Source organism: Streptosporangium sp. NPDC049046 (assembly GCF_040649155.1).
Taxonomy (GTDB): Bacteria; Actinomycetota; Actinomycetes; order Streptosporangiales; family Streptosporangiaceae; genus Streptosporangium.
Genome location: NZ_JBEZEZ010000008.1, coordinates 49,487 through 61,690, shown reverse-complemented (window position 1 = coordinate 61,690; position 12,204 = coordinate 49,487). Strand labels below are relative to the sequence as shown.

At 70.1% G+C, this 12,204-nt stretch carries 7 protein-coding genes; 2 read left to right on the top strand and 5 right to left on the bottom strand.

What is annotated here, in order from left to right:
* Window positions 1–106: 106 nt before the first annotated feature.
* Both AB0B96_RS13155 and AB0B96_RS13150 read left to right on the top strand, forming a co-directional pair.
* The gene (locus AB0B96_RS13155; protein WP_362898383.1) at window positions 107–6,394 is read left to right on the top strand and encodes an RHS repeat-associated core domain-containing protein; all 6,288 of its coding nucleotides are present in this window, start codon (window positions 107–109) and stop codon (window positions 6,392–6,394) included.
* Window positions 6,387–6,818 (top strand): hypothetical protein, encoded by a 432-nt coding sequence (locus AB0B96_RS13150; protein WP_350944513.1) that lies wholly within the window; start codon window positions 6,387–6,389, stop codon window positions 6,816–6,818. Before AB0B96_RS13155 ends, AB0B96_RS13150 begins: the two co-directional genes overlap by 8 nt.
* Window positions 6,819–6,944: 126 nt before the next feature.
* Here the strand turns inward: AB0B96_RS13150 and rocD are convergent, their stop codons facing one another.
* The 5 genes from rocD to AB0B96_RS13125 form a co-directional block, all read right to left on the bottom strand.
* The gene (gene rocD, locus AB0B96_RS13145; RefSeq protein ID WP_362898381.1) at window positions 6,945–8,156 is read right to left on the bottom strand and encodes an ornithine--oxo-acid transaminase; all 1,212 of its coding nucleotides are present in this window, start codon (window positions 8,154–8,156) and stop codon (window positions 6,945–6,947) included.
* Between the two features lie 59 nt (window positions 8,157–8,215).
* On the bottom strand, window positions 8,216–9,022 hold the full coding sequence (gene ddaH, locus AB0B96_RS13140; protein ID WP_350944511.1) for a dimethylargininase: 807 nt from the start codon (window positions 9,020–9,022) through the stop codon (window positions 8,216–8,218).
* A 136-nt stretch (window positions 9,023–9,158) separates the two neighbouring features.
* Window positions 9,159–9,656 (bottom strand): Lrp/AsnC family transcriptional regulator, encoded by a 498-nt coding sequence (locus AB0B96_RS13135; RefSeq protein WP_350944510.1) that lies wholly within the window; start codon window positions 9,654–9,656, stop codon window positions 9,159–9,161.
* A gap of 187 nt (window positions 9,657–9,843) precedes the next feature.
* Window positions 9,844–10,554: a DUF5941 domain-containing protein gene (locus AB0B96_RS13130; RefSeq protein WP_362898378.1), complete on the bottom strand. Its 711-nt coding sequence runs from the start codon at window positions 10,552–10,554 to the stop codon at window positions 9,844–9,846.
* A complete protein-coding gene (locus AB0B96_RS13125) occupies window positions 10,551–12,125 on the bottom strand; it encodes a CDP-alcohol phosphatidyltransferase family protein (protein WP_362898375.1) in 1,575 nt (524 codons plus the stop codon). Before AB0B96_RS13125 ends, AB0B96_RS13130 begins: the two co-directional genes overlap by 4 nt.
* Window positions 12,126–12,204: the final 79 nt, after the last annotated feature.

Here is a 12,204-nt window from a genome sequence, read left to right as displayed (position 1 = left end):
GGGATCGCGGGCCACGGCCCGCGATCCCCTTCCCATCCCCATTTCCCGAGGTGCCCCGGCCGCCGCGTACGGCGGCCGGTGGCCTGCGCCTGTGCGGAGGATTTTCATGAAGGGGTTATACGAATCGGGTACCCGGCGTTGGCTGGCCGTGTTCACGGCACTGGTCACCGCCGCGGGCCTGCTGGTGGCGCCACCGGCGCACGCCGGGGCCGGGCCGGACGGAGAGCGTCCCGAGGTCGAGAGCGCCGAGCGCGTGGTGCCCGGCAGGGCGGAGACGGTGAGGCCGCGCAAGCCCGACCCCGCGGCCGCCGAGCCAGACCCGGCCCCGGCGGGCTGGCCGGAGCCGGGAGTGACCGAGGCGAAGGTACCGGCGAGTGGGGAGGCGGTCCGCGCCGGGAAGCTGCCGGTCCGGGTACGAGCTCCCCAGTCGCGGGCCAGGGGGGCGGCGCCCCCCGTGGAGGAGGTGAAGGTCCAGGTCCTGGAACGGGCGGCGGCCCGGCGGGCCGGCGTGGACGGGGTCGTGCTGACCGTGGGCGGTCCCGGGACCGGCCAGGTCGGTGTCGAGCTGGACTACTCCGGGTTCGCCGGAGGTTTCGGCGGGTCCTACGGCAGCCGGCTGCGCCTGGTCCGGCTGCCGGCCTGCGCGCTGACCACCCCTGACGCGCCGCAGTGCCGTACCGGCACCGAGATCCCCTCGCGCAACGACACCGAGGCGAGAACGCTGTCGGCCGAGGTGACGGCCGCACCGCAGGCGACGGTGCTCGCCGCGGTGGCGGGGGAGTCCAGTGAGAAGGGCGACTACAAGGCGACGGCGCTGTCGGCCTCGTCGACCTGGGCGGTCTCCGAGCAGTCGGGCGACTTCGCCTGGTCGTACCCGATGCGGGTGCCGCCCGTCCCCGGTGAGCTCGCGCCCAAGGTGGAGATCGGCTACTCCTCGGGTGCGATGGACGGCCGCACGTCCAACACCAACAACCAGCCGTCCTGGGTGGGAGAGGGATTCGACTACTGGCCCGGCTACATCCAGCGTGGCTACAAGCCGTGTGCCGACGACGGGGCTCCCAAGGACCAGTGGGGCACCCCGCCGGGCGACCAGTGCTGGGCCTACGACAACGCCACGCTCAGCTGGAACGGCAAGGGCGGCGAGCTGGTCCAGGCCGCGGACGGCACCTGGCGGATGAAGAACGACGACGGCACGCGTATCGAGCGGGTCAAGGACACCGGGAAGGCCAACGGCGACAACGACGGCGAGTACTGGAAGCTGACCACCACCGAGGGCGTGCAGTACTTCTTCGGCATGAACCGCCTGCCCGGCTGGAGCACCGGCAAGGAGGAGACGAAGTCGACGTGGACCCACCCGGTCTTCGGCGACGACGCCGACGAGCCCTGTCACGGTTCCACGTTCGCCACCTCCTGGTGCCAGCAGGCCTACCGGTGGAACCTCGACTACGTCGTGGACCCACGGGGCAACGCCATCTCCTACTTCTACACGCAGGAGGGCAACCGCTACGGCCGCAACCTCAAGCCCGCCGACGACACCCCCTACGTGCGGGGCGGCTGGCTGGACCGGATCGACTACGGCCAGCGCGCCGCCACCCTGTTCTCGGCGAAGCCGTCGGCCAGGGTGGTCTTCGGCCTCTCGGAGCGCTGCCTGTCGGCGACCGCCGCCGACTGCGCGGAGGACAAGATCGGTGACCATCCGACCAGGTGGCCGGACGTGCCCTGGGACCTGAACTGCGCCGCGGGCACCGAGTGCAAGGGCACCAAGGGCACACTGGCGCCCACCTTCTGGTCACGCAAGCGGCTGACCAAGGTCACCACCCAGGTGCTGAAGGCGGACGGAGCCTACCGGGACGTCGACTCCTGGAAGCTGGACCACCTCTGGGGCGACGCCGACATCGACCGGGCCCTGCTGGTCAAGTCGATCCAGCACACCGGTCATGCGGCGTCCCCGGCCGTCACGCTGCCCCCGGTGACGTTCAACCACGTCCAGTTGCCGAACCGGGTCGACAAACTGGGCGACGACATCGCGCCGTTCGTCAAGTACAGGGTCGGGGCGATCTACGACGAGTCCGGTGGCCAGATCGACGTCAACTACTCCGACGCCGACTGCACGCTGTCCTCGCTGCCGACGCCGGAGACCAACACCCGGCGCTGCTTCCCGGTCAAGTGGACACCGGCCGGTTACGCCGACCCGATCCGGGACTGGTTCCACAAGTACGTGGTCACCCAGGTCGTGCAGAGCGACAGGACCGGCAAGGCGCCGGACATGCTCACCACCTACGAATACCTCGACGGCGCCGCCTGGCACTACGACGACGACGACGGCATGACCAAGGAGAAGTACAAGACCTGGTCGCAGTGGCGCGGTTACGGCCGGGTGCGGATCAAGACGGGAGGCTGGAACGACCTGCGCTCCCAGAGCGAGCGCCTGTTCCTGCGGGGCATGGACGGTGACCGGCTCGACGCCGACGGCGGCACCAAGAAGGTCTCCGTCGCCGACGGCGAGGGCGGAACGCACGTCGACCACGAGGCGCTGCAGGGTTTCGAGCTGAAGCGGACGGAGTACGAGGGGGTCGGCGGCGCGGTGGCCGTCAAGACGGTCAACACGCCGTGGCGCCGGCAGACCGCCAGCCGCACCAGGAGCTGGGGGACGGTCACCGCGAACCTGACGGACGTCGCCAAGAGCCACACCTGGACCGCGATGGACGGAGGGAAGTGGCGGGAGACCGAGATCGTGACCTCCTACGACCCCGACACGGGTCTCGCCACCCAGGTCGACGACAAGGGCGACCTGGCCACGGCGGCCGACGACCGGTGCGTCAGGACCACGTACGCGCAGGACAAGACCGCCTGGATGCTGAAGTTCCCCTCGCGGGTGGAGAGCCTCTCGGTGGCCTGCTCGGTCACGCCCGACCGGTCCAAACACGTGATCGAGGACGGGCGCTCCTTCTACGACGGCAAAGCCTTCGGCGCGGCGCCGGACAGGGGAGAGGTCACCAGGGTCGAGAAGATAGCGAGCCACAACGGCACCGCCGCGACGTACGTTCCCACCGAGATCTCCACCTACGACTCCTACGGCCGTGAGCTCACCACCAAGGACGCCGTGGGCAACGTCACCACCGTCGCCTACACCGACACCGCGGGCCTGGCCACGCTGGTGAAGACCACCGGGCCACCGGTCACCCCCGGCGACCCCGGTACGGCCCACGTCACGAGCGAGGAACTCGACCCGGCCTTCGGCTTCGAGACGGTCAAGGTGGACGCCGGAGGCAAGCGGACCGACCTGGAGTACGACGCGCTGGGCCGCCTGCTCAAGGTGTGGATGGCAGACCGCTCCAAGGCGGCCAAGCAGACACCGAACCTGGAGTTCAGCTACCGGGTTTCCGACGGTCAGATCATCGCGATCGGCACGAAACGGCTGACCGCCGAGGGCGGCCAGACCGAGCCCACCTACGAGCTGTACGACGGCAGGCTGCGGCTGCGTCAGACCCAGGACCCGGGGCCGGACGGCGGGCGGCTGATCTCCGACAAGCTCTACGACTCCCGGGGCAACGTCGCGCGCGAGTACGGGCAGTACTACTCGACCGGGGCGCCCTCGACCACCCTTTTCGGGGCCTTCGACGGCAACGTCGAGTCGCAGAAGGTCTTCGAGTTCGACGGCCGCAATCGGGTGACCGTCGAGCGGTTCCTCGTCGGCAACGGCGAGACCCAGGAGAAGTGGCGCACGATCACCTCGTACGCGGGAGGCCGGGTCACGGTCGACCCGCCGACCGGGGACACGCCGGTCACCACCTTCACCGACGCGCGCGACCACATCGTCGAGCTGCGCCAGTATCGGGGGGACTCGCCGACCGGCGACTTCGACCGGACCCGCTACACCTACACCCCGCTGGGCAAGCTCGCCACGGTCGAGGACGCGGCGGGCAACACCTGGACCCACCACTACGACCTGCGCGGCAGGGAGATCCGGGTGGACGACCCGGACAAGGGCACGACCAGGTCCGCCTACGACGACCTGGACCGGGTGACCTCCACCGAGGACGCCAGGGGCGCCAAGCTGTTCACCACCTATGACGCGCTCGGCCGCAAGACCGAGGTCCGCGAGGGGTCCGCGACCGGCAACGTCCTGACGGCGTGGACCTACGACACGGTCCGCAAGGGGCAGCTCTCCAGCTCCACCAGGAACGCGGGCGGCCAGGCGTACACGACGACCGTCAACGCCTACGACAACCTGGACCGGGCGATCCGGACCACCATCACCGTCCCGGAGACCGAGAAGGAGCTGGGGGGCAGCTACCAGTTCGACACCCGCTACAAGCTGGACGGCACGGTGCAGTCCGCCACCTTCCCCGCCTCGGGGGGCCTGGCGGCCGAGACCGTCGTCTACTCCTACGACGAGCTGCGGCGGCCCACGGCCACCTCCGGTCTCACCTCCTACGTGACCAGGTCGATCCACAGCCTCACCGGCAAACCCGAGCAGTACGAGCTCTCCACCGGAGGCAAGAAGGTCTGGCTCACCAACTCCTACGAGTACGGCACACAGCGGCTGAAGTCGGCGCGGGTCGACCGTGAGGACGTCGCCGGTGTGGACCGCCACGCCACCTACACCTACGACGCGGCGGGCAACGTCACCGCGGTCTCCGACGTCTCCCGGTCCGGCACGGACACCCAGTGCTTCTCCTACGACCACCTGCGCAGGATGACCGAGGCGTGGACGCAGGGCACCCAGAGCTGCGCCACCACGCCCGCGGCGAACCTCGTCGGAGGGGTGGCACCGTACTGGCAGTCGTTCGGCTACGACGCGACGGGCAACAGGACGAAGGAGGTCGAGCACGGCGTCGGCGGGGCCGCCGACACCCAGCGTGTCTACGGCTACCCGGCCGCGGGGTCCCCGCAGCCGCACGCGCTGGCCTCGGTGACCCAGACCGGGGCCGCGGGTGCTCGCGTGGAGAGCTACGGCTACGACGCCACCGGCAACACGACCAGCCGTAAGATCGGCGCCGTCGACCAGAAGCTGGACTGGGACGTCGAGGGACGGCTGAGCAAGGTCACCGACGGGGCCAAGGTCACCTCCTATCTCTACGACGCCGACGGCAACCGGCTGATCCGCAGGGAGCCGACCGCCACGACCCTGTACCTGCCGGGCATGGAGCTCCGGCTGGACACCGCGACCGCGAAGGTCGCCGCGACCAGGTACTACGTCCACGACACGGTCGCGGTCGCGGTCAGGACCACGGCGGGGGTGACCTTCGTCGCCAACGACCACAACGGCACCGGTGAGCTCGCGGTCAACGCCGCGACCCAGGCGGTCTCCCAGCGCCGCTTCAAGCCCTTCGGCCAGCTTCGGGGGGCACCGCCGGGGTCATGGCCCTCGGAGAAGGGGTTCGTCGGCGGCACCGTCGACTCCTCCACCGGCCTGACCCATCTGGGCGCCCGCGAGTACGACCCGGCGACCGGCCGCTTCATCAGCGTCGACCCGATCATCGACCCGCAGGACCCCCAGCAGATGAACGGGTACGCCTACGCGAACAACAACCCGGTCACCTTCACCGACCCGGACGGCAAGTTCTGGGGAAGCTGGATCGCCGCCCTGCTGGCGATCATCCGGGCGCTGGCGGCGCTGCTCAACGGCGGCGGTGGCGGCCACAAGGGCGGCGGCGGCAACGGTGGCGGTGGCGGTGGTGGTGGCGGTGCGCCGCACCGCCCGGCGCCGAGCGGCGGCGTGAGCACCTCCTACGGCAAAACCGTCAAGACCAACACCCTCAGCAGCGTCGATCCCCGCAAGTTCACCGCGCTCGGCTGGCTCGCCTACGGCTTCGGCGGCCCGTCCGACATGCTCAACACCTGGGGAACCAACGTCGCCGAGAAGGGGCGGGTGATGGGTGGCATCTACGCCCTCAAGGCGGCGAGCTACCCGCAGGGAAACTGGAAGTCCAGCTGGTTCTGGAACGGGCTGCGCAAGTGGTACGACGCCAAGTCGGTCAGGGTCGAGGCGCGCGGCATCAAGTGGGGCGGACGCCTGGCCAAGGCAGGGAAGTTCCTGGGCCGGTTCGGACTGGTGACCACCTTCGCCGACGGCGCGCTGACCCAGTGGAACTCCGACAAGGGAAAGGACATCAACAAGGGCGAGAAAGCCCTGCGAGCCGGTATCCGCGGCGCCGCGGTGGCCGGCGGCGCCTACGCGGGTGCCACCATCGGGGCCGCGGCGTGCAGCCCCGGAGTGGTCCTCGCGGCGGTCTGCGGTGCGGCCGGCGCCTACATCGGAGGTATGGTCGGCGGAGTCGTCGGTGACACCGCCATCGCCGCCTACGACAAGGCGCGAGATCCGGTGGTGAACACCGCCAAGTCCATCGGTTCCGGGATCAAGAAGGGATGGAACAAGCTCTTTGGATGAGACAGCCGTGCTGACGGGGTACCCGCACGCGCCGGTGTGGGCGGTGCTCGCCACCGCCCTCATGGCGGTCCTCGGGTTCGTCAACCATCGCCGGTTCCGTGGAGCGGACGCGCAGAGCGTGTGGGCCGAGCGCTACTTCGACGAGGCCAAGCCGAAGGAGTGGCGCAACCTGCCCTTCGCCCAGGTCCCGGGGGCGATCATGTTCTCCCTCTGGGCGGTGCTGCTGGCCTACACCTGGGTGTCCGGGCAGGAGATCCTCGACGCGCTCGTCGGGCTCGGCTTTCTCGGGTCCTTCGTCTTCGGCGGGATCGCCGTCAAGCGGCTCTACCGGCCTCCGGCCAAGGCGAGGCCGGCCTGGCTGGTGGCGGAGGAGGAACGGCGCAGACGGCTGGGCCTGACCACCCGCGACGGCTGGACCACCTAGGAGTTGCCTTCCGGTCCCCGCCGCTCGGGGACCGGGAGACGGAAACGTGAGGAGCCGGTGCGGCTCTCCCGTCCTGGACGGGAGAGCCGCACCGGCTCCGTCATGCCCGGGCTCGGCCGGGGTGGTTCACTTCGCCAGTTCGGCGAGGGCCGCGCCGAGCTGGTCGACCGCCCAGAGGAGGTCCTCCTCGGAGACGACGATCGGCGGGGCGAGGCGGATGGTCGAGCCGTGGGTGTCCTTGGCCAGCACGCCGTGGGCCATGAGCGCCTTGGAGACCTCACGCCCGCTCGCCAGCGACGGGTCGATGTCGACCCCCGCCCACAGGCCGCGCCCGCGCACGGTGACCACGCCGTGGCCGATCAGCCCGCGCAGCCTCTCGTGCATGACCTCGCCGAGCTCCCTGGCCCGCGCCTGGTACTCGCCGGTGCCGAGCATCTCGATGACCGCGTTCGCGACCGCGCAGGCGAGCGGGTTGCCACCGAAGGTGGAGCCGTGCTGCCCCGGCCTGATCACACCGAGCACGTCCTCGTTCGCGGTGATCGCCGAGACCGGGACGACGCCGCCGCCCAGGGCCTTGCCCAGCACGTAGATGTCGGGGACGACGCCCTCGTGGTCGCAGGCGAAGGTCTCGCCGGTACGGCCGAGACCCGACTGGATCTCGTCGGCGATCATCAGGATGTTCTCCGCGGTGCACAGCTCACGGACCTGGGTGAGGTAGCCGTCCGGCGGTACCAGCACCCCGGCCTCACCCTGGATGGGCTCGAGCAGCACCGCGACCGTGTTGGCGTCGACGGCCTCGCGGATCGCCTCGACGGAGCCGTACTTCACGATCCTGAAGCCGGGGGGGTAGGGGCCGAAGCCGCCCCGGGCGTCGGGGTCGGTGGAGAAACCGACGATCGTGGTGGTCCGGCCGTGGAAGTTGTCCTCCATCACGATGATGTTGGCCTGCTCGGCGGCCACGCCCTTGACCTCGTAGCCCCACTTGCGGGCCACCTTGATCGCGGTCTCCACGGCCTCGGCGCCGGTGTTCATCGGCAGGACCATGTCCTTGCCGGTGAGGTCGCCCAGCCCGGCGGCGAAGGAGGCGAACTGGTCGTGGAAGAAGGCGCGGCTGGTCAGGGTGAGCCGCGACAGCTGCTCCTGCGCCGCTGCGATGATCTTCGGGTTGCCGTGCCCGAAGTTCAGGGAGGAGTAGCCGGACAGGCAGTCGAGGAACCGCCTGCCCTCCACGTCGACGACCCAGGCGCCCCGCGCCTCGTGGATCACGATGGGCAGGGGGTGGTAGTTGTGCGCGCTGCGGCGCTCACTCAGCTCGATGAACTCGTCGGTGCCGGTCATCCGATGATCCGCCCCTCCCCGATATGTCCGGTCCGCCCGGTACGTCTGGTCTGTGGTTGTCATGCCCCGCCCTGTCCCCGGATCTCCAGCGTGCAGCACTTGGGGCCGCCACCCGCCTTGCGAAGCTCCGACAGGTCCACCGCGATGACCTCGAAGCCCCGGCGCTTGAGTTCGAGCTGCAGGTCGGAGGCCTCGGCGTTGATCACCACGTTGACGCCGTCGCTGACGGCGTTGAGGCCCAGCACGGCCGCGTCGTCCTCGTTCGCGATGACGGCCTCGGGGAAGAGGGTGCGGAGCACCTCCTGGCTTCCAGGAGAGAAAGCCTCCGGGAAGTATGCCACGTTATGTCCGTTAAGCGGGAAGAGTGCGGTGTCCAGGTGGTAGAAGCGGGGGTCCACCAGCTGCAGCGTCACCACCGGGCGACCGAGGAACTCCTGGGCCTCCTTGTGCGCGGTGATGTCGGTACGGAACCCGGTCCCGGCCAGCACCAGGTGGTCGAGCGTGAGGAAGTCCCCCTCGCCCTCGTTGGTGAAGGCCGCCTCACGGACCCGCCGGTAGCCGTTGTCGACGAACCAGCGCAGGTACGCGGGTCCCTCGGCCGCGCGCTGCGGGTGGGTGAACCGCGCACCGTACACGCGGCCGTCCACGACCAGCGCGCCGTTGGCGGCGAAGACCATGTCCGGCAGGCCCTCCACCGGGTCGATGAGGCTGACGCGGTGCCCGAGCTCCTCGTAGACGCTCTTGAGCGCCTCCCACTGACGGATCGCCACCTCGCGGTCGGCCCCGGCCTCGGGGTGCATCCACGGGTTGATCGCGTACTCGACCGCGAAGTGGTCGGGCCGACACATGAGGTAGTGCCTGGTCATGGATAACCCCCGCGTGTGAAAGGTCGTGGTGACAGCCGCCCATCACGGTCCCGATGGCGGCGTCATCAGCCTAGGAAGCGCGTTCTCGCAGGCCAAGAGCCTGCTTTTGCGCGTCGGCGCGGGTTTCCCGCGTGCTTCAGGTCAGAAACGTCGATTCGTTGTGCGGGGCGATGAAGGGCTCGCTGCGCGAGGTCACCAGGGGTGCCTCGATCAGCCGGGAGAGCACGATGGAGCTCTTGGTCCGCACCACGAACGACTCGGAGGCGATCCGCTCGATCACCCTCTCCACGTGCCGCACGTCGGTGGCCCTGATGTGCAGCAGCGCGTCGGCCTCACCGGTGATGGTGCACGCCGAGACCACCTCCGGATGGCGGCCGATGGCCACCCCGATCTCCGACGGCGAGGTCTTGCCCGCGCAGAACAACTCCACGTAGGCCTCGGTGGTCCAGCCGAGCGCCGCGGGCTCCACCCGGGCGGTGAACCCGGTGATGGCGCCGGTCTCGCGCAGCCGGTCCACCCGGCGTTTCACCGCCGACGCCGACAGGCCGACCCGCTGCCCGATCTCCGCGTACGTGGCGCGGGCGTCCTCGACGAGCGCCCCGATGATGTCGCGATCCAGCCTGTCCAGTTCCACGAAGACCTGTATACCGCTTCGGACGGGCGCGGGTTCGCGACGGGCGCCGGTGGCCCGCGCCCGGAAGACACGAACGCCGCCGGACGGATCATCCGTCCGGCGGCGTTCGCCGTTCGTGCAGCCCCGATCAGTCCTGATCAGCCCTGATCGATCTTGATCAGGTCCGGTCGGACCGGGCCGGAGCAGCTCAGGTCTGGTCGGCCTCGCCGGTGGCCTGCTCCTGGGCCTCCTCGGGGGAGGTCTCCAGGTCGTCGCTCGCCTGCGCGGCGTTCGCCGTCTGCTTGTCCAGGCCGACCCAGCTCGTCACGCTCTCCACCGCGAACAACACACCGAGATAGAGCGTGAGCGCGGCCAGCACCCACGTCATCACGCCCAGCACGGCGCCGACGCTGATGATCAGCAGCCGGAGCTCCCAGCCGAGCCCCGCCCTGAACACCCAGGGGGCGGGCCAGATGCTCTGCCGCGTCCGGTACACCGTGTCGTAGGTGTGGTAGCCGATCACGTAGATCAGCACGTAGAGCAGCCACTTGGGCGCGTCGACCGCGAGGCCGACGAGGATGATCGTGAGGAACTCGGTCCCCCGGATCAGCGGCGGCGCGAGCCAGTCGAGCTTGCCGAGATGGTCGCGGGCCGCGGTGGGCAGCACCAGGACGATCATGACCAGTGCCGGGACGAGCAGGATCGGCCCCTCCACCAGTATCCCGGTCACGGCCATCGCGATGATCGCCAGCAGCGCGGCGAGCGTGGCGGGAACCGGGGGCAGCCCCGGCCCCACCTTGTCGCGGAGCAGCGTCACCAGCGGGCCGTCGTCGCGGTAGGCGAGCAGCCGCGCGGTCTGCACGCGCAACCGCTCCTCGTATGGATCCGGAACGGGGGTGGTCTGCGGCTGGGTGATCATGCGAGAGACCTCATCAGGCGTCCGGTGAGCGAGTAGGCGGCACCGATGCCGCCCCAGATGATCAGGGTGAGGAAGGTGATCCTGGCGTCGAACAGGGCGCTGACGATCGCGATGGCGGCGAAACGCTCGCCGATGGGGAACACGATCATCTTGCGGGCCCAGTGCACGGCGCGGTATCTGCCGGCCCTGCCCCACATCTTCAGCAGGCTGCGGATCCCGCCGGTCACCGCGTTCTTGCGCTCCTCCAGCGCCTGGCGCAGCCCGGTGTCGGCGCTCACCGTGAGCGGGACCGACGGCAGCGGCGACGGGGGCTTGCGCCGGTTCGCCGCGCCGTAGGAGAAGTCGAGGAGGTGCCTGATGGACTGCACGCCGAGCGCGATCAGCGCGAGCGTCCAGACGTCGCCCACCCCGGAGACCGCCGCGCCGACCGCCAGGCCCGCGAAGACCACGTATTCCTTGAACCGGTCGAACGTGGCGTCCAGCCACGCCCCGAGCACGCCGAACTTACGGGCGTATCGTGCGACCTGGCCGTCCACGCAGTCGAACACGAACGCGAAGTAGATCAGCACCCCGCCCGCGACCATCCCGGCCCGCTCACCGGTGGCGAAGCACAGCGCCGCCGCCACGCCCAGCGCGATGGAGATCAACGTGACCTGGTTGGGGGTGAGCCCCCGCCTCGCCGCCCATCGGGCGATGAACCGGGAGTAGGTGCTGACGAAGTACGTGGTGAAGAAGCCGTCGGCGCCCTTCACCGCGTTGTCCAGCCGCGCCCTGTCCTCGTTGAACGTGGACATCTCGGCCAGCGCCTCCGCGGCCTGCTCGGGAGTGGAGACCCGGCGGAAGAACAGGTCCCGGCGGCCGCGGATGCCGACGGAGACGCCCTTGCGCACCAGCCCCAGCACCAGCAGCTGGACCAGGTCGTCCTCGGGCCCCAGCAGGTGGGCCATGTCGGCCAGCTCGCGGGCGGCCTCCGCCAGGACGGGCGCGTGCTTGTGGTGCAGGTGCAGCGGGCCGAGCAGGACCGAGTTGGGCCTGGTCACCCCGTGGAAGGCCGAGCCCACCGAGATGACCCGGGACCTGCGGGCGCGCACCCTGACGGGCAGGCCCTCCAGCGTCCGCGCGCCGATCTCCGGCAGCGCCTCCTCGATCGGGACGTCCGGGACGACGACGTCGCCGTTCTCGTCCTCCTCGCGCGGCTCCTTGGCGATCAGCGCGAGGGCTCCGCGCTTCGACTTGGTGATCTGGTAGATCAGCTCGTCGTGGATCAGCGAGTTGGCCGGAAGGAGAAGCAGGTTCTCGGTGGCGTTTTCGACCGCGTCGGCCACGGCGCGCAGGTCACCGGCGAGGTCGGAGGTCTCGACAAGGCTGCCGGGGAAGCCCCGGTGGGCGGCGGCGTCGCCCGAGCGGACGATGGTCACCGGCTCGGAGTCGAGTGAGGCGAGCTGGCCGTGCAGCTTGCCGATCACCGTGGGGCAGCCGGGAAGCGCGGGCAGGGGCAACGCGGCGGGCGTCACCTGGCCGGGAGCGGCATCGGGGCCGGGCGATGAGCCCAGCAGGACCACGCGGGGCATGGCACCCTTTCGTGCGGAGACGGTGTGAGGCGGTGTAACCGGGGGCGGCATTTCGCCAGGGGCCAAAGTTTAGTGAGTT

What these genes read in the sequence shown, in the direction of transcription:
- AB0B96_RS13155 (WP_362898383.1), top strand. Translation starts at nt 107, where the DNA reads ATGAAGGGGTTATACGAATCGGGTACCCGGCGTTGGCTGGCCGTGTTC.
- rocD (WP_362898381.1), bottom strand. Translation starts at nt 8,156, where the DNA reads ATGACCGGCACCGACGAGTTCATCGAGCTGAGTGAGCGCCGCAGCGCG.
- ddaH (WP_350944511.1), bottom strand. Translation starts at nt 9,022, where the DNA reads ATGACCAGGCACTACCTCATGTGTCGGCCCGACCACTTCGCGGTCGAG.
- AB0B96_RS13130 (WP_362898378.1), bottom strand. Translation starts at nt 10,554, where the DNA reads ATGATCACCCAGCCGCAGACCACCCCCGTTCCGGATCCATACGAGGAG.
- AB0B96_RS13125 (WP_362898375.1), bottom strand. Translation starts at nt 12,125, where the DNA reads ATGCCCCGCGTGGTCCTGCTGGGCTCATCGCCCGGCCCCGATGCCGCT.